Source organism: Pseudomonas vranovensis, from assembly GCF_040438935.1.
Classification (GTDB): domain Bacteria; phylum Pseudomonadota; class Gammaproteobacteria; order Pseudomonadales; family Pseudomonadaceae; genus Aquipseudomonas; species Aquipseudomonas vranovensis.
In genome coordinates, this window is record NZ_CP159259.1 from 5,689,417 (window position 1) to 5,706,123 (window position 16,707).

The following is a 16,707-nucleotide window of genomic DNA, read 5'->3' on the forward strand; positions in this document are numbered from 1 at the left end:
GCCCCGAGTTACATTGACGGGCCGGTTTTGGCGTGTCTGCGGCGCTAATAGCGGCGCGCCGAATAGTCTTGTCGAGATGTTGTTGCTAGTCTGCTTGGCGATCGCTGCGTCAGCGGTTTGCTGGCAAGAGCATTCTGAAGTGACTGGCCGAGTGGTGTGCGGTACCAGTGCTTGTCGTCCGTTCAGTCGAGGCCGCTATGTTCCAGTTGTTCCATTTGTCCGCCGATAAATCCACCAACTTGCAGCAGCAACTGCGCGAGCAGATCGCTCAAGTCATTCTCAACGGCAATATTCCGCTCGACAGTCCCTTACCTTCAAGTCGCAAGCTGGCCAAACAGTTGAACATCGCGCGCAACACGGTAGTGCTTGCCTACGAACACTTGCTCGACGATGGCTACCTGCTGGCCCGTGAGCGCAGTGGCTACTATGTGAATCCGGACATTCTGGCGCGCAAGGTGGAGACGCCGCGTGTTCACCAGGATGAGTCGGTGACCACCAAGCAGGACTGGTCACAGCGGCTGGTGATGCAGCCGTCGCAGCAACGCAATATGAGCAAGCCACGGGATTGGCAGAATTACAAATACCCGTTTATCTACGGCCAGTTCGACCCGACGCTGTTTCCGACCGCCAACTGGCGTGAGTGCAATCGTGATGCGGTCAGCATCCCGGCGATTCGTGATTGGGCCTCGGATCGCTTCGATAACGATGATCCCTTGCTGATGGAGCAGATCAGAACTCGCCTGTTGCCGCGACGTGGTGTCTGGGCTTCGCCTGAGCAGATCTTGGTCACGGTTGGCGCCCAGCACGCGCTGTATATGTTGGCGCGTCTTCTGTTGCGCCCCGACAGTTTGATGGGCATTGAAGAGCCGGGTTATGTAGACGTGCGTAATATCGCCATGCTCAACCCTTCGCGGGTTCAGGCGCTGGCGGTGGACAACCAGGGGCTGATGCTCAGCGATGAGCTCAATGACTGCGACCTTATCTACACCACGCCCAGCCATCAGTGCCCGAGCACCGTGACCATGCCCCTGGAGCGTCGCTACGAGTTGTTGCAGCGGGCCAATGAACACGATTTTCTGATCATTGAAGACGACTACGAAAGCGAGACCAACTTCAAGGGCAGCCCGATCCCGGCACTCAAGAGCCTGGACAAGAATGATCGGGTGCTTTACGTCGGCAGCCTGTCCAAAACCCTGGCGCCGGGTTTGCGGGTTGGCTATCTGGTCGGGCCCGAAGCGCTGATCCGTGAGGCACGGGCGTTGCGGCGGTTGATGGTGCGCCATCCGGCGGCGAACAATCAGCGCTCGGTGGCGCTGTTCCTGGAGCGCGGCTACCACGATGCGTTGATCATGAGCCTGATGCGCGCGTACGAGGAGCGTCATGAGCAGATGGGCGCGGCCTTGCGAGAGTACCTGCCAGAGTCGTCCAAGGAGCCGAGCTTCGGCGGCTCCTGCTACTGGGTCAAGGGCCCCGAAAACCTCGACGCACGACGCCTGCAGAAAGTCGCCGCTGAACATGACATCTTGATCGAGCCCGGCGATATTCACTTCTTCGGCGAGCAACCGCCTCTCAACTACTTCCGTCTCGGATACTCGTCGATACCAGCCGAGCGCATCCGTCCGGGGATCAAACTGCTTGCCGAGCTCATACAGCAGATCAGCTAGGCGCTAACCCAACCACTGTCCTTGGTCACGTCACGTCGAACGCCGTCCGGCGGCGGCGTGGCGTGCCCGGTTTTTTTGTGCCCCTGCCAGGGCTGGCTTTGCGTGCTCACGCATCTGGACCCACTGGCTTAACAGGTGGCCCTCAACTGGTCCTATCTGCCGCTTCCTTTCGACTCCTACTCTAGCGCCAAGCCAGCCAGTCCTCGCCTCAACGCAAAGCACAGGCGGCTCGCTCGACCTGCCCCAAAACTCCATCACAACAACAATCGGAGAGATCGGCATGCTTAACGGAGCTAACCACCTCAAGCCCCGCGCATTACGCGCCGCCCCCTCGTACCTGGCCATCGGCCTGAGCATTCCGGCTGCACAGCGCACCTGTCTTGAAACCCATTCCTATGCAGCCGTCGCGCTGAAAGGCTGAGCCCCGAGTCATTGGCGGCGCAGCCGCCGTACCTTAAGTAACGAGAGGAAGATCGATATGCCACGCATGACCCCTAGCGAAGCAATGGTAGAAACACTGGTTGCCAATGGCGTCACCGACATCTTTGGCATCATGGGTTCGGCCTTCATGGATGCGATGGATATCTTCGCACCCGCCGGTATCCGTTTTATCCCGGTGGTCCACGAACAAGGTGCCGGGCACATGGCTGACGGCTTCTCGCGGGTCAGTGGGCGTCATGGTGTGTGCATTGCGCAGAACGGTCCTGGTATCACCAACTTTGTCACCGCTATCGCCGCCGCCTACTGGGCGCACAGCCCGGTAGTCGTCATTACGCCGGAAACTGGCTCCATGAGTCAGGGCCTGGGTGGCTTCCAGGAAGCCCAGCAACTGCCGTTCTTCGAGACCATCACCAAGTACCAGGCCCATGTGCCTAACCCTGCGCGCATGGCTGAATTGACCGGCCGCTGCTTCGATCGAGCGATGCAGGAAAATGGTCCGACCCAGCTGAACATTCCACGTGACTTCTTCTACGGCGATATCAACGTTGAAATCCCTACGCCGATTCGTATCGAGCGTAGCGCCGGTGGCGAACAAAGCCTGGCCGAAGCCGCCCAACTGCTGGCATCGGCAAAATTCCCGGTGATCATCTCTGGTGGCGGCGTGGTCATGGGCGATGCAGTCGAAGCCTGCCAGGCGCTCGCCGAATACCTCGGTGCGCCGGTGGTCAACAGCTACCTGCACAATGACTCCTTCCCGGCCAGTCACCAGCTGTGGTGCGGCCCGTTGGGCTACCAGGGCTCCAAGGCGGCAATGAAATTACTGTCGCGCGCCGACGTGGTACTGGCCCTGGGTACCCGTCTGGGCCCATTCGGGACCTTGCCGCAGCACGGCCTGGATTACTGGCCAAAGCAGGCGAAAGTCATTCAGATCGACTGCGACTCGAAAATGCTCGGCCTGGTGAAAAAAATCAACGTCGGAATCTGCGGCGACGCCAAGGCTGCGGCGGTCAATCTGCTCGGTCGCCTGGAGAGCCTCGACGTGCTGTGCCTGGAAAACAAAGGTGCGCGCGCCGAGGAAATCGCCAAGGAAAAATATGATTGGGAAACCGAGCTGAGCGCCTGGATCCACGAGAAGGACGAGTTCTCGCTGGACATGATCAAGGAGCAAAGCGGTGAGGAAGGCAATTACCTGCACCCGCGCCAAGTGCTGCGCGAACTGGAAAAAGCCATGCCGGCCGATGCCATGGTTTCCACGGACATTGGCAACATCAATTCGGTCTCCAACAGCTACCTGCGTTTCGAGAAGCCTCGTTCATTCTTCGCCGCCATGAGCTTTGGCAACTGCGGTTATGCACTGCCGACCATCATCGGCGCCAAGGTCGCGGCACCTCACCGCACCGCCATCTCCTACGCCGGTGACGGTGCCTGGGGCATGTCGATGATGGAAATCATGACCTGCGTTCGCGAGAACATCCCGGTCACCTCGATTGTCTTCCACAACCGTCAGTGGGGCGCGGAGAAGAAGAACCAGGTGGACTTCTACAACCGTCGCTTCGTCGCGGGCGAGCTGGAAAACCAGAGCTTCGCCGGCATTGCGCGCTCGATGGGCGCCGAAGGCGTCACTGTCGACCGCCTCGAAGACGTTGGCCCGGCGCTGCAGGCAGCCTGTGAGGCACAGAAGGCTGGCAAGACCACAGTTATCGAAATCATGTGCACACGTGAACTGGGCGATCCGTTCCGCCGCGATGCGTTGTCCAAGCCGGTGCGTTTCCTTGAGAAGTACAAAGACTACGTCTAAGTCGCCGAAGTGACCGGTTGATACCGGACACCTGAAACACTGCCGCGGCGCCTTCGGGCGCTGTTGCATCTTCGACTGTGAACAATCAGGAATCCAAGCATGTTGAGCACTATTCCTCCGGAATGCCCGGCATTCCTGCTTGACCGCGCCAAGGCGCTGCCGCGCGTGGTCACTGCGGTGGTCAATCCCGTCAACCTGCTCAGCCTCAGCGGTGCCAAGCGGGCGTGCGATGAAGGGCTTATCGAGCCCGTGCTGGTCGGGGATCAGGGGCGCATTCGTGCCTTGGCCGATGTCCTGGGCTGGGATCTGCATGACCTGCGCATACAGCATGTCAGTGACGAGGCGCAGTGCGCTGAAGCCGCCAGCATGCTGGCTGGATCGGGTACTGCGCAGGCACTGATGAAGGGGCATCTGCACACCGATGAATTGCTGCGTGCAGTGCTGAAACGAGAGTTCGGGCTGCGTTCGGCCAGCCGTCTCAGTCATGTGTTCCATATGACGTTGCCGGGCAGCGACAAGGCATTGTCGATCACCGATGCGGTGATCAACGTACAGCCAACGATCGTCGACAAGATTCATATCGCACGCAATGCCATCGAGCTGATGCATGCCTTAGGTTATGAAAAGCCGCGCATGGCGGTGTTGTCGGGTACCGAAGAAGTGGTGCCTAGCATGCCGTCCAGCAAGGATGCCGCGGAGCTTGCCAAACTGGCGGCGATCGGTGCCTTGGGCGACGCCTGCGTCGAAGGTCCTCTGGCCTTCGACAACGCGGTATCGCTGGAAGCTGCGCGAATCAAGGGGATCGGCGGTGAGGTCGCGGGTAATGCCGATATCTTGTTGGTACCGAACCTGGAAGCCGGCAATTTTCTGTTCAAACAGATGGTCTACTTCATGAGCGCCACGGCCGCCGGCCTGGTGCTGGGCGCGCGGGTGCCGATCATTCTCACCTCGCGAGCCGACCCGTTGGAGGCGCGCCTGGCGTCGTGTGCGCTGTCGTCCATTTTTATCGACTATCGTCGTCAGATGCGCAACCACCTGCAGGCTGCCAGCTAAGCAACTTCAAGACACCAGGAGATCGATGATGGCTGTGCAACGTTATGGTTTTATCTTCAAGGCACCCGGCATGCAGTTCCTCACCCACAACGGGCGACTGGAATCCGATGCCTTCGCGGCGACCGTGTGTGGTGTTGCCAGCATCGAGGAAGCGGTACTGGTGGCCCAGGAGTTATTGACCCGGCATGTTCAATTGATCGAAGTGTGCGGCGCATTCACCGAGGCCGACGTCGAGCAGATCCGCAGTGCCATTGATGATCGGATTCCCGTGGCCGCGGTGCAATACAGTGCCGAAACACGCCAGCGCCTGCAGCAGTTATCCAATTGAGTTGTACACCCCCCAATGCGCCGCAGGCCTCAACCTGACGCATCACAAGAACGTCCCCCGGTTACCCACCACTGACCGTGCCTGCATCAGGCATGGCAGGCGTGGTAACTGCGGCCATGAGTAACGCAAAGCCAGGCGGCGCGAGGCTTTGCGTGCAGCTGCCGACTGGCCCCTAAGACGGTGTCGACGTGGTCCTAATGAGAGGAAGTTGATTTCTCTAGCATCAAAACCCAGTGATTCCACAACCACAGGGTGTAGCTGACACAATGAAAACAAAACAGCATCACACAATTCCCCCTATGCCCAGCCAGTCGTTCGACACGGCCCAGCCCTCGATGTCGTGGTTGGCACGTCGGCAGCAGAAACTCAGCCTGTTGTTGCCGGGTATTCTTGCCTCGGTTGTCGTTGCCGCCAGCGCCACTTTCCTTTCTGAACATTACGGTGCGCCGGTGATGTTGATGGCCCTGCTGCTGGGCATGGCATTGGGGTTTCTCTCCGAGGAGGGGCGGGCGGTCGCCGGTATTCGCTTCACCTCCAGCACCATCCTGCGCTGTGGCGTGGCGCTGCTGGGCATGCGCATTACCGTGGAGCAGATCCTCTCGCTGGGCGGTACGTTGATGGCGGTGGTGATTGGTGCCGTGTTCCTGACCATCAGTTTCGGCATCCTCTTGTCTCGACTGCTTGGCCAGTCGCGTGACTTCGGTATTCTCAGCGGTGGCAGTGTGGGTATCTGTGGCGCGTCGGCGGCGTTGGCCATTTCTGCGGTCCTGCCGCAGGACAAGAATAGCGAGCGCAACATCATTTTCACGGTGATCAGTGTGACTGCACTGAGCACCATCGCCATGATTGCCTACCCACCGATTGCTCAATGGATCGGCCTGGACGCCCATCAGGCCGGGATATTTCTTGGCGCAACTATTCATGACGTGGCCCAGGTAGTGGGCGCTGGCTACAGCATGTCGGAGGAGACCGGCGATACCGCAACCGTGGTCAAGCTGTTGCGCGTGGCCATGCTGGTACCCATCGTTTTCAGCCTGTCCCTGCTGTTGCGCAAGCGCGGCGATGGCGGGCCGCGCCCGGCCTTGCCGCTGCCCTTGTTCATCATCTTCTTTGTCGTATTTGTGGCTATCAACAGCAGCGGCATCGCCTCGACGCAGATTCAGGCCTTTGCCGGCGATGTGTCGCGTTGGTGCCTGGTGACCGCCATCGCCGCGCTGGGCATGAAAACCTCATTGAAGGCACTGCTGGAAGTCGGTTGGCGTCCAGCGACCCTACTGGTCAGTGAAACGCTATTTCTCGCGGCCTTGATTCTGATTGCGGTCAAATGGCTGGCATGAGCCTGCACCATGGGTGATGCCCATCACCCCCGCCTGATCTCCCGACTGCCGCCGCCACAGAAACTGTGCGGCGGCAGTCTGGCTTAACCAGCAATGGAGGCGGTATGAGCCTGCAAGTGCATCTGATTTTTCTGTGTTGTGTGGCCCTGGCAACTGTTGCCCAGAGCCTGACCGGTTTTGCCTTTGGCCTGATTCTGATGGGGTTGATTGCCTCTTTGCACATGGTGCCGCTGACTGAAGTGGCGGTGGTGATCAGCATCCTCACCCTGGGCAATGCCATGGCCACGCTTGGCGGGCCGAAGCCGCAGCTGGACCGGGCGGTACTGATGCCGGTACTGATCAGCAGCCTGCTTGGCGTCAGCCTGGGGATATGGGGGCTCGGTGCGTTGAGCGGCAGTCAGATAACCTGGCTGCGGGTTCTGCTCGGCGTACTGATCGTCGCGGCCAGCTTCATGCTGGTGGTGCAGAACAAGCCCAGGGCACGACTGTCACAACAGCCTTCGTTCTGGCTGGCCGGGGGGCTATGTGGCCTGCTCAATGGTTTGTTTTCCAGTGGCGGGCCGCCGATTGTTTTCCACCTGTATCGCCAGCCCCTGGGTTACGAAATTATCCGCAATACCCTGGTCACCGTGTTCGCCGCCAATGCGGCGGCGCGTCTGGGCCTGGTTGTCGCCCAAGGACAGATGCACATGTCCACGCTGCTATTGAGCGCCGAAGCATTGCCGTTGGTGCTGCTGGTCAGTTGGCTGGTGCGGCGCTATCCGCCGAAGTTGTCGCCGCGGACGGTGCGCTGGATAGTCTTTGTGCTGATGGCGCTAGCAGGCATCAGTTTGATCTGGGGTTCGTTGCCGGGGCTTCTGGCGCAAACATCGGCATGAACACTGACCCCGACACGGCTTACTGATCCAGTATGAAAGCGGAAAGGGTCTGCAGGTGCTGCGCGCTCAACTGCGGGTAAGGCGGCATAGGCGTTTGCCCCCATTTCCCGGTACCTCCCTGCTGAATACTGGCGGCTACCTTGGTCATTGCCTGCGGATCATTTGCATACTTTGCAGCGACCTCGTGATACGCCGGGCCTACGACCTTGTGATCGATTGCGTGGCAGGACAGGCATGCATTGTTCTGTAGCAGCGCTGTTGCATCGACTTTCGCGACAGTCGCCTGGACCTTCGGCGAACTGGCAGCCTGCACCTCGGCATCGCTTGCCTGGGCACTGCCGTAGGTCACAGCCAGGTAGGCTCCGATAATGCTCACATCCTGATCGCTGATGGGAGCACCGTACACGTGCTGCATCTTGCTGGCTTCTGCAGTCCACTGCGCCAACGTCATTCCGGGAGGCTGGAAACTGATGTAATCGGCGGAATGGCAGGTCGAGCATTTTTGCTGGGCCAACTGATAACCGGGCAGGGTGCTGGGCTTGAGCGCAGCGGTTTCGGGCGGCAAGGTGATCGACAGCGGCGCCGCGCTGGCAATGGCAGCCAGACAGGCCTGCGCCGTACACAGCAAAGTGATCAGACGTTTCATGCAAGCTCCTTCAGGCGACAGTGACGTAGCTGGTTTCGACTACGTGGCGGCGGTAGCCACCGGGGTTCCAGTCGGCTCGCAGCGGCTGCACCTCGCCTGCCCGGTTAGTGGCGCGCACCATCAACTGTGTGGCGCCCTTGTGGGGGAAGGTGACGGGCAGCGTCCATTCACGAAAGGAAAAACGGCCCAGGTCCTGGCCAAGCTGAGCTTCACGCCAGCTTTCGCCACCGTCGACAGAGAGCTGCACCTTGTTGATCCCGTCGCCACCATCAAAGGCGAGGCCCTTGAGCACCACGCTTGTATTGAGCGGCAACACATCGCCTTGCTTTACGCTGGTAATGAAACTACGGACCGGCATCTTCGAAATCGGCTTGGTTTGCGCCGCCGTGGTCCCGGGGGCGATACACAAACAGTCGTTGTCCGGCACGCGGTAACCTTTGGCCATAAAGAATCCGTCATAGGTGTGATCGACCACTTCGATCTCGCTCAGGTGCTTGACCCAGTAGGTACCGAAATAGCCGGGCACCACCAGACGGATCGGGTAACCGTTGAGGAAGGGCAGGTCGGTGCCGTTCATTGACCAGGCGATCATCGGCTCACCGCCCAGGGCATGACTGATATCCAGGGCCTTGATGAACTCCGGGGTGCTCGCAAGCACGGGTTTATCCAGCCCGCGAAAGGTCACCTGCCTGGCGCCGGCCTTGACACCTGCCTTTTCCAGCACCGCCTTGAGTGGAACTCCCAGCCAACGGGCATTACCCATTGAGCCATTACCCAACTGCGCGCCGAACACACGAGGCATCGAGAAACCACGGCTGTTTCCCGAACACTGATTAACGGCTATCACCTCCACCGGCTCGGCGAGTGATTTGAGCTCAGCGAGAGATAGCGACAGCGGCGTTTCCACCGAGCCCTTGATCGTCAGGCGGTAGGTGTCTGGATCGATGCTGGTAGGGAAGTTGGCCAAGTGATAGCGCACAAAAAACGCATCATTGGGCGTGATGGGGCCTTCGCTGAACACCCCGAACGGCGTTTCCAGATGCGGCGGACGCGTGGTCACCAAGGTCAACGGCCGTTTCTGCGGGTATTGCACCAGCGGCCGCGGGCCGGCGGCGAAGGTCACCTCTTCGGTACTGGGGGCGGCTGATCCGGCTTTGCCGGCTGCGTTGACCAGACTCGCCAACGGCGAGGCCGCCAACGCCAGGGTGATGGCGTCGCGCAACACGCGTCGACGGCTTGGCTTGGTGTTGTCTATAAAGCTGAACTTCATTCTGCACGCTCTGGGCCAAGTTGGGTTCAGGAGTAATGGCTCGCAAGGCTATGGTCAGGCGCCCATGCGGGGAGGGGTAGGTCCAATTCGTGGTTGGCTGTTGGGCCTCGGCGTTCATTGACCCGTGAAGTGAGCGCGACTATGATGCGCGAAACCTACCGACCGGTAGGTAGCAATTGATTTGCGGATTGAAATTGATGAACACCGTGCAATCTGAACAGGTGCCAATGAAGTTGGCGATTGGCTTGGGAGTAGTGGGCGCCTTGGGCCCTTCGGCTGTCGACATGTACCTTTCAAGCCTTCCCGAAATTGCCCGTGACTACCACGCAAGCTTTGCTGGCGCCCAGCTCACCCTGACGTTTTTCCTGCTTGCCATGGGCGCAGGACAGCTGTTGTTTGGGCCGTTCGTAGATGCCTACGGGCGCAGACGGCCCCTACTGATTGGCCTTGCGCTGTTTATCCTGTGCTCACTTGGCTCGGCGTGGGCACCGACACTCCACACCTTGATTGGCTTTCGCTTTGTACAAGGCCTGGGCTCTGCGCTGACATTGGTCGTGATCATGAGCATGGTTCGAGATGTTAGCCAGGGAGCGACAGCGACCAAACTGTTTGCGTTGTTGATGACCATCGAGGGCGTGGCACCCATTCTTGCCCCGGCGCTGGGTGGCTTTATCGACACCTGGTTTGGCTGGCGCGCAGTCATGCTGACCCTTGCAATCCTGGGCACAGCGGTACTGCTGAACAGCTGGCTGAACCTTCCCGAAACACTGGCAATGGAAAAGCGTGAGCCGCTGAAACTGACTTCGGCGTGCCGTATTTACCTGAAAATCGCCAAGGATCAGCACTTCCTGTTACCTGCACTTGCGGTCGCCGCAGTGTTCTTTTTCCTGTTCGCCTACATCGGCGGCGCAACGCTGGTTTATCAAGAAACCTATGGGCTGAGCGCGCAGTCGTTTGGCATCCTGTTTGGCGTGACAGGCTTTGCCATCTTGTTTGGCGCCATGCTTGCCGGCAGACTCATCACCACCTTGGGCATGAACCGGCTGACCTTACTGGGTGTCGGCTGCATGGCGAGCGGCGCCCTCATCACTCTGCTGGCAACCGCCACGGACATCGGGTTACCCGGCATTGCGGTGGGCATGGCCTTGGCGCTGTTTGGCTTGGGCATCGCCGAATCGACGCTGATGTCGCTGGTAATGTCCTCCCAGGAACGTGCGCTGGGCTCCACTGCCGCCTTGTTGGGCGCCATTCAACTGTCCATCTCCTCGGGTGCCACCCCCCTATCGGCAGTCGTTCTAAACTACGGACCACTTGCCTGGACGAGCTTCCTGGTACTAAGTGCACTGCTTGTGTGCCTGCTGACCTGGATAAGCCTTCCCAAGGGCAGGAACGCCACATTCAGCCTTGCCGGCCACTGACAAGAGCCATTGATGACCACGACAACCCTGACACCAGCAGCTGGACGCATCGTTCAACTTGCCCTGCAACACTTTGCCGATCGCGGCTACGACGCAGCCTCGCTGAACGACATCGCCGTCAGCGCTGGAATCAAAAAAGCCTCGCTGTACGCGCATTTCGCAAGCAAAGATGACCTGTACACCGCTGTACTGAATCATGCGTTGAAAAGCGAGCAGGACTATGTAAGCGCACAATTTGCTGTGCCACCAAACGGCCAGGCGCCGGGCGAGCGGTACATCGACAACCTGCAGCGTCGCTACAGCGACAGTTGCGCGTTGCGCTTTTTACTGCGCGCGGCGTTTTATCCACCGGCGACGATCGAGCAGAGCGTCAAATCGGGTTTTGAGGAATATTTGGCGGGTATTCGCGCGCGCTTTCAGACGTCGCTTGAGAGTGCTTATCCGGTTGTGGGGCAGAATGTCGATCTACTTGCAGAGGCGTACTTGGCTTTGATTGACAGCCTGCATGTTGAGCTGATCTATGGGAATGATGAGGGGTATTTGCGTCGTCTTGATGCGCTACGGCAATTGATCAAGGTTGTGGGAGTGCCTTTGCTTACGGGGGTGTCCCGTGGGTAATCAGGTTGGCTGATCGAGTGTGAGCGTGCGCGGTGTGGGCGGTTTGCAGGCATGTCGCGATTGTTGGCGATTTTTTGTGAATGCTAGAAAGCACAAAGCCCCGAATTATCGAGGCTTTGTGTGGAATTGGTGGAACCGGGGGGATTTGAACCCCCGTCCGCCAGTGCTCCGCTTTCGGTACTACATGCTTAGCCGTGTCTATTGAGTTAATCCGCAGCCGCCCGACGGGCAGGGTGCTTTGGACGAGTTGTGTAAGTTTTAGCTGCTTCGTCCACAACGTACTACGCAGCGATCCTGTTCTGTATGACAATCACTTCGGGTTTACAGGCATCCCCTAGTGATTGCTGGAGCCGAAGCTACCAGGAGAGCGGGCTCAGCTGCTTACGCAGCGAGAGCGTAACCCTCGTAGTTTTCGTCATTGGCAACTATAGAAAGTTGCAACAGTGGATTTACGAGTTCTGTTACCAACTCGGCATGCACCTAGAGTTTCACTACCGGCGTCGAATCCTAATCGGCCCCATTTTCAGCTCTAGAAGCGTTTTTCAACGCTTGGGTCGGAGTATACGCCAATGGTCGGGCGACGTCGACTACGGTTCCTGTCGCCCGATTCGCCATTACTGGCCGTTGCCACCTTTTTCCGCTTTTTCCATGCGTTCGACCACTTTGCTGGTGATGGCGATGCATTCCTTGTCGTTGCCCGCCGCCTGGGCTTTCTTGGCTTCTTCGACATGTTTGGCGATGGCATCGTCCATGCCTTCGGAGGTGGCGCCTGCCGTAGCCATGTTGTCGCTGATTTTCTGCAGGTTGGCATTGCACAGGTCGTCGGCCGCGAACACAGGTGAGGCAAGCAGTGCGGCGGCAATGAACAGTCCGGAAATCGCAGTACGCTTCATGTGAGTCTCCTTGGCAGGTAAGGCCTCGAATGAGGCGCTTATCTGGATGGACTGTACGGGTTTGCAGGGGTTCAGATGGATGTGATGGCTGGTGGCCTTGTGGCGGGTGCAAGTCCGTTTGCATGTGTGTGGCGCGGTGTTGCTGGCGATACGGCCAGGGCAATCTATGCCTTCGCGGGTTTCTGGGTTACGACCCTTGTGCGGTCGATCGTAGGCTGGCGCCAGCGGCTACGGGGGTGTACGTGCGTCACCCCCTGTAGCAGGCTCAGATTACTCGGGGCCGAGTCACACGGTCGACCAGGTAGACCAGGCCGTGATAGTCAATTCCGCCATGGTTGGACAGGCCGATCTCGCAGGTGCGGCTGGTGGATATCCCTTCGCTGCAGTACTGCACCGCCTCCTTGAGGCTGCGCAGCGAGTGGGCGTTGAGCTCCGGTGTGGTGAAGCCCTTGTCGCCGGCAAAGCCACAGCAATGGATGCCCTCGGGAATCACCACCTGCTTGCTGCACAGTCGGGCCACGTCGATCAGCGCCTGGCTTTCACCCAGGTGCTGGGTACTGCAGGTCACGTGTACGGCGATCGGTTCGTCCTGGGGGGTGAACTCCAGTTTGTCGAGCAGGTGGGTGCGGATGAAGCGCACCGGGTCGTAGAGGTCCAGGCGGGTTTCGGCCAGGTCCTGGACCAGGCGCAGGGTGCAGGGGCTGGTGTCGCAGTAGATCGGGTCCAGGCCGCCGCGGCTGGCGTGAAGCAGGGCGTTGATCAGTTCCTGGCGCTTGTGTTCGGCCTGTTCGGCGTAGCCCTTGGAGGCGAAGGGCTGGCCGCAGCACAAGTTGTCCTGGTTGTCGGGGAACACCACCTGGTAACCGGCCTTTTCCAGCAGGGCGCGGGTTTTGTCGAGCAATGACGTTTGTTCGCGGTCGGCCGCAGCTGGGCCCATCACCCGCGAAACGCATGCCGCCAGGTACACCACCCGTGGTCGCGCATCCTGGCTCGCCGGGTTGAACTGGATGGCCTTGAGCGGTTGCGGCATGGCCGGTGTCCACTGCGGCAGCCGGCCGTGGCTGAGTTTCGACAGGTGGGCGCTGAAGCGGCTCAAGCGCGGTGCCCCAAGCAATCGGCGCGCGCCATTGGCCGCTTGCAGGGTAAAGCGTGCGCCACTGAGTGCGGTATGGAAGTTGTCTGCCAGCCAGTCGGCTGTTTTCACGTGGTCGGCGCCCTGGCCGCGCAGCTTCTTCACCAGTTCGCCGGTGTTGATGCCCACCGGGCAGCGCTGGGCGCACAAGCCGGTGGCTGCGCAGGTGTCGATGCCCTGGTACTGGTAGTCGCGCTCCAGCTCGCGGGTATCAATGCCGGCGCGCTTTTTCGCCTGGATATCGCGCCACATGACGATGCGCTGGCGCGGGCTGAGGGTCAGTCCCTTGGACGGGCAGACCGGCTCGCAGAAGCCGCACTCGATGCATTTGTCGACGATCTCGTCGGCGGCTGGCAGCGGCTTGAGGTTCTTCAGGTGCAGCTGTGGATCGTCCGTCAGCACCACCCCGGGATTGAGGATGCCGGCAGGGTCGAGCAGGCGCTTGAGTTGCCACATCAGCTGATAGGCGTCGTGACCCCATTCCAGTTCCACAAAGGGGGCCATGTTGCGGCCCGTGCCATGTTCGGCCTTGAGCGAGCCGCCGTATTCCACGGCAACCAGGTGTGCCACGTCGTCCATGAAGGCGGAGTAACGCGCCACTTGTTCCGGTGAGTCGAAGCCCTGGGTGAAGACGAAGTGCAGGTTGCCCTCCAGGGCATGGCCGAACAGGATCGCTTCGTCGTAGCCGTGCTTGTCGAACAGAGCGATCAGGCGATTGACGCCTTCGGCCAGTTTCTCGACGGGAAAGGTGACGTCTTCGATGATCACCGTGGTGCCAGTCTCGCGCACGGCACCGACGGCGGGGAAGGTGTCTTTGCGAATGCGCCAGAGCTGGTTGTAGACCACCGGGTCTTCGCTGAAGTCGACCTGCTTTTCTACTGGGAATCCGGCAATGGAGGCACTGATGTGCGCCAGTTGTTCGTGCAGCAGCGACTGGGTGGCCGCGCGGGATTCGATCAGTAGCGCACAGGCACTGTCGGACAGGCTTTTCACCCATTCCGGCATGCCTTTCATGTTTTCTACCGAGCGCAGGCTGCGGCGGTCGAGCAGTTCTACCGCCGACACCGGTTGCTGCTTGAGCACCGGTACGGCGTTGCAGCAGGTCTCGACGTCCGGGAAGACGATCAGCGCACTGGCCTTGTGCGGGTGGTCTGGCACGGTGTTGTAGGTGACCGCGCTGATAAAGCCCAGGGTACCTTCGGAACCGACCATCAGGTGGGTGAGGATATCCAGCGGCTCGTCATAGTCGACGAGCGCATTGAGGGACAGCCCGGTGGTGTTCTTCAGGCGGTACTTGTGGCGGATTTTCGCGGCCAGATCGGTATTGGCGCGGGTCTGCCGACCCAGTTCGCCAAGGCCTGCGAGCAGTGCGTCGTGATGTTCACGGAAGGCGGCAATGCTCGCCGGGCTTTCGCTGTCGAGCAGGGTGCCGTCGGCCAGCAGCAGGCGCATGCCGGCGAGGGTGTGGTAACTGTTCTGCGCCGTACCGCAGCACATGCCGCTGGCGTTGTTGGCAACGATACCGCCGATCTTGCAGGCGTTGATCGAGGCCGGGTCGGGGCCGATCTTGCGGCCGAAGGGGGCAAGCCAGGCGTTGGCCTGGGCACCGATCACGCCGGGTTGCAGGCGGATCTGGGTGCCGCCGTCGCGTATCTCTCGACCGTTCCAGTTGTCCCCCAGCACCAACAGCACCGAGTCGCTCACGGCCTGGCCAGACAAACTGGTACCGGCAGCGCGGAAGGTGACCGCAACCTGCTGGGCGTGTGCGGCCTTGAGCAGGGTGGCGACCTCGTCTTCGCTCTCGACGCGGATCACGAGTTTGGGAATCAGGCGGTAGAAGCTGGCATCGGTACCGAAGGCCAGGGTCGAGAGCGGGTCGTCGAAGCGCCGCTCGCGAGGGATCAGGTGTTCAACCGTGTCGAGGAACGCGGCGGGCAGACTCATGCAAACTCCTCGCGGGACCGTGGCATCTGTTGCGCCACGTGCCCCGGTCAATCAGGCGGTGATTCGTGAGGGCGCGGTAATCAGGCGCCCAGTTCGCGTACCAGCGAGTCGCGGGTGATTTCGCTGATGGACTTGGCGCCGGTGAGCACCATGGCTACGCGCATTTCTTTCTCGAACAGGTCCAGCAGGTTCTTCACCCCGGCTTCGCCTGCGGTGGCCAGGGCATACAGGAACGCGCGGCCAATCAGCACGGTGTCGGCGCCCAGGGCGATCATGCGCACCACGTCCAGGCCGCTGCGAATGCCGGAGTCGGCGAGGATCTTCAGGTCGCCTTTGACCGCATCGGCAATCGCCGGCAGGGCGCGAGCGCTGGACAGCACGCCGTCAAGCTGACGGCCACCATGGTTGGAAACGACGATGCCGTCGGCACCGAATTTCACCGCGTCCTTGGCGTCCTCGGGGTCGAGAATGCCCTTGATCACCATCGGGCCATCCCAGAACTCGCGGATCCACTCCAGGTCTTTCCAGGAAATCGAAGGGTCGAAGTTGTTGCCCAGCCAGCCGATGTAGTCGGCAAGGCCGGTGGGGCTGCCACGGTAGGTGGAGATGTTGCCCAAGTCGTGGGGCTTGCCCAGCAAACCGACATCCAGGGCCCACTGCGGGTGGGTCATGGCCTGCCACACTCGGCGCAGGGGTGCATTCGGGCCGCTCATGCCGGAGTGGGCATCACGGTAGCGGGCGCCCGGCACCGGCATGTCCACGGTGAACACCAGGGTGGTGACGCCGGCGGCCTTGGCGCGCTCCAGGGCGTTGCGCATGAAGCCGCGGTCCTTGAGCACGTAGAGCTGGAACCACATGGGGCGGTTGATGGCCGGCGCCACTTCTTCGATCGGGCACACCGACACGGTCGACATAGTGAACGGAATGCCTTTGGCGGCTGCCGCACGGGCTGCCTGCACTTCGCCGCGCCGCGCGTACATACCGGTCAGGCCTACCGGGGCCAGTGCCACCGGCATGCTCAAGGTTTCATTGAACAGGCGGGTCTCGAGGCTCAGCTCGGACATGTTCTTCAGCACCCGCTGGCGCAGGGCGATACCGGCCAGGTCTTCGACGTTGCGGCGCAGCGTGTATTCGGCGTAGGCGCCACCGTCGGCATAGTGGAACAGGAACGGCGGCAGCTTACGTTGTGCTGCTGCGCGGTAGTCGGTAGAGGCAGAAATGATCATGTGATCTCGCAGCGTAAGTTGAAAGAGGCGGTTGCCGGGCGCGTTGCAGCGCGCCCGGCCT

At 60.4% G+C, this 16,707-nt stretch carries 14 protein-coding genes and 1 other RNA gene; 9 read left to right on the plus strand and 6 right to left on the minus strand.

Annotated elements, in window-relative coordinates:
- Positions 1–197: 197 nt before the first annotated feature.
- From ABVN19_RS26380 to ABVN19_RS26410, 7 genes are all read left to right on the plus strand, one after another.
- Positions 198–1,664 (plus strand): PLP-dependent aminotransferase family protein, encoded by a 1,467-nt coding sequence (locus ABVN19_RS26380; protein ID WP_105642720.1) that lies wholly within the window; start codon positions 198–200, stop codon positions 1,662–1,664.
- A 280-nt stretch (positions 1,665–1,944) separates the two neighbouring features.
- A complete protein-coding gene (locus tag ABVN19_RS26385; protein ID WP_156905617.1) occupies positions 1,945–2,085 on the plus strand; it encodes a hypothetical protein in 141 nt (46 codons plus the stop codon).
- Between the two features lie 57 nt (positions 2,086–2,142).
- Positions 2,143–3,903, plus strand: a complete 1,761-nt coding sequence (xsc, locus tag ABVN19_RS26390; RefSeq protein ID WP_051270569.1) for a sulfoacetaldehyde acetyltransferase — start codon at positions 2,143–2,145, stop codon at positions 3,901–3,903.
- Between the two features lie 99 nt (positions 3,904–4,002).
- Positions 4,003–4,956: a bifunctional enoyl-CoA hydratase/phosphate acetyltransferase gene (locus tag ABVN19_RS26395; RefSeq protein ID WP_028944569.1), complete on the plus strand. Its 954-nt coding sequence runs from the start codon at positions 4,003–4,005 to the stop codon at positions 4,954–4,956.
- Positions 4,957–4,984: 28 nt separating this feature from the next.
- Entirely contained in the window at positions 4,985–5,284 is a 300-nt protein-coding gene (locus tag ABVN19_RS26400; protein WP_105642718.1) for a DUF6506 family protein, read from the plus strand.
- A 335-nt stretch (positions 5,285–5,619) separates the two neighbouring features.
- Complete coding sequence (locus tag ABVN19_RS26405; protein ID WP_209420948.1) at positions 5,620–6,621, plus strand: putative sulfate exporter family transporter; 1,002 nt, start codon at positions 5,620–5,622, stop codon at positions 6,619–6,621.
- 104 nt (positions 6,622–6,725) lie between these two features.
- Positions 6,726–7,499, plus strand: a complete 774-nt coding sequence (locus ABVN19_RS26410; protein ID WP_028944566.1) for a TSUP family transporter — start codon at positions 6,726–6,728, stop codon at positions 7,497–7,499.
- A gap of 19 nt (positions 7,500–7,518) precedes the next feature.
- On the opposite strand, the gene ABVN19_RS26415 is transcribed toward ABVN19_RS26410, so the two are convergent.
- Together ABVN19_RS26415 and ABVN19_RS26420 are read right to left on the minus strand one after the other, a co-directional pair.
- Positions 7,519–8,145, minus strand: coding sequence for a c-type cytochrome (locus tag ABVN19_RS26415; RefSeq protein ID WP_028944565.1), 627 nt, complete (start codon positions 8,143–8,145; stop codon positions 7,519–7,521).
- Between the two features lie 10 nt (positions 8,146–8,155).
- Positions 8,156–9,415, minus strand: coding sequence for a molybdopterin-dependent oxidoreductase (locus tag ABVN19_RS26420; protein WP_105642717.1), 1,260 nt, complete (start codon positions 9,413–9,415; stop codon positions 8,156–8,158).
- A gap of 197 nt (positions 9,416–9,612) precedes the next feature.
- On the opposite strand from ABVN19_RS26420, the gene ABVN19_RS26425 reads away from it, so the two are divergent.
- Together ABVN19_RS26425 and ABVN19_RS26430 are read left to right on the plus strand one after the other, a co-directional pair.
- Positions 9,613–10,833 carry a multidrug effflux MFS transporter gene (locus ABVN19_RS26425; RefSeq protein ID WP_105642716.1) on the plus strand — a complete coding sequence of 407 codons (1,221 nt, stop codon included), beginning with the start codon at positions 9,613–9,615 and terminating at the stop codon, positions 10,831–10,833.
- A gap of 12 nt (positions 10,834–10,845) precedes the next feature.
- Positions 10,846–11,451: a TetR/AcrR family transcriptional regulator gene (locus ABVN19_RS26430; protein ID WP_105642715.1), complete on the plus strand. Its 606-nt coding sequence runs from the start codon at positions 10,846–10,848 to the stop codon at positions 11,449–11,451.
- A gap of 127 nt (positions 11,452–11,578) precedes the next feature.
- Here the strand turns inward: ABVN19_RS26430 and ssrA are convergent.
- The 4 genes from ssrA to lldD all read right to left on the minus strand — a co-directional run bounded on the left by ssrA (position 11,579) and on the right by lldD (position 16,646).
- Positions 11,579–11,970, minus strand: a transfer-messenger RNA (tmRNA) gene (gene ssrA / locus ABVN19_RS26435).
- 95 nt (positions 11,971–12,065) lie between these two features.
- On the minus strand, positions 12,066–12,344 hold the full coding sequence (locus ABVN19_RS26440; RefSeq protein ID WP_028944551.1) for a hypothetical protein: 279 nt from the start codon (positions 12,342–12,344) through the stop codon (positions 12,066–12,068).
- Between the two features lie 265 nt (positions 12,345–12,609).
- The gene (locus ABVN19_RS26445) at positions 12,610–15,420 is read right to left on the minus strand and encodes an FAD-binding and (Fe-S)-binding domain-containing protein (RefSeq protein WP_105642714.1); all 2,811 of its coding nucleotides are present in this window, start codon (positions 15,418–15,420) and stop codon (positions 12,610–12,612) included.
- Positions 15,421–15,500: 80 nt separating this feature from the next.
- Positions 15,501–16,646 carry an FMN-dependent L-lactate dehydrogenase LldD gene (gene lldD / locus ABVN19_RS26450; RefSeq protein ID WP_105642713.1) on the minus strand — a complete coding sequence of 382 codons (1,146 nt, stop codon included), beginning with the start codon at positions 16,644–16,646 and terminating at the stop codon, positions 15,501–15,503.
- Positions 16,647–16,707: the final 61 nt, after the last annotated feature.

Bases quoted from the DNA above. Each gene is read 5' to 3' on its own strand.
- ABVN19_RS26380 (WP_105642720.1), top strand. From the start codon at position 198: ATGTTCCAGTTGTTCCATTTGTCCGCCGATAAATCCACCAACTTGCAG.
- ABVN19_RS26385 (WP_156905617.1), top strand. From the start codon at position 1,945: ATGCTTAACGGAGCTAACCACCTCAAGCCCCGCGCATTACGCGCCGCC.
- xsc (WP_051270569.1), top strand. From the start codon at position 2,143: ATGCCACGCATGACCCCTAGCGAAGCAATGGTAGAAACACTGGTTGCC.
- ABVN19_RS26395 (WP_028944569.1), top strand. From the start codon at position 4,003: ATGTTGAGCACTATTCCTCCGGAATGCCCGGCATTCCTGCTTGACCGC.
- ABVN19_RS26400 (WP_105642718.1), top strand. From the start codon at position 4,985: ATGGCTGTGCAACGTTATGGTTTTATCTTCAAGGCACCCGGCATGCAG.
- ABVN19_RS26405 (WP_209420948.1), top strand. From the start codon at position 5,620: ATGTCGTGGTTGGCACGTCGGCAGCAGAAACTCAGCCTGTTGTTGCCG.
- ABVN19_RS26410 (WP_028944566.1), top strand. From the start codon at position 6,726: ATGAGCCTGCAAGTGCATCTGATTTTTCTGTGTTGTGTGGCCCTGGCA.
- ABVN19_RS26415 (WP_028944565.1), bottom strand. From the start codon at position 8,145: ATGAAACGTCTGATCACTTTGCTGTGTACGGCGCAGGCCTGTCTGGCT.
- ABVN19_RS26420 (WP_105642717.1), bottom strand. From the start codon at position 9,415: ATGAAGTTCAGCTTTATAGACAACACCAAGCCAAGCCGTCGACGCGTG.
- ABVN19_RS26425 (WP_105642716.1), top strand. From the start codon at position 9,613: ATGAACACCGTGCAATCTGAACAGGTGCCAATGAAGTTGGCGATTGGC.
- ABVN19_RS26430 (WP_105642715.1), top strand. From the start codon at position 10,846: ATGACCACGACAACCCTGACACCAGCAGCTGGACGCATCGTTCAACTT.
- ABVN19_RS26440 (WP_028944551.1), bottom strand. From the start codon at position 12,344: ATGAAGCGTACTGCGATTTCCGGACTGTTCATTGCCGCCGCACTGCTT.
- ABVN19_RS26445 (WP_105642714.1), bottom strand. From the start codon at position 15,420: ATGAGTCTGCCCGCCGCGTTCCTCGACACGGTTGAACACCTGATCCCT.
- lldD (WP_105642713.1), bottom strand. From the start codon at position 16,646: ATGATCATTTCTGCCTCTACCGACTACCGCGCAGCAGCACAACGTAAG.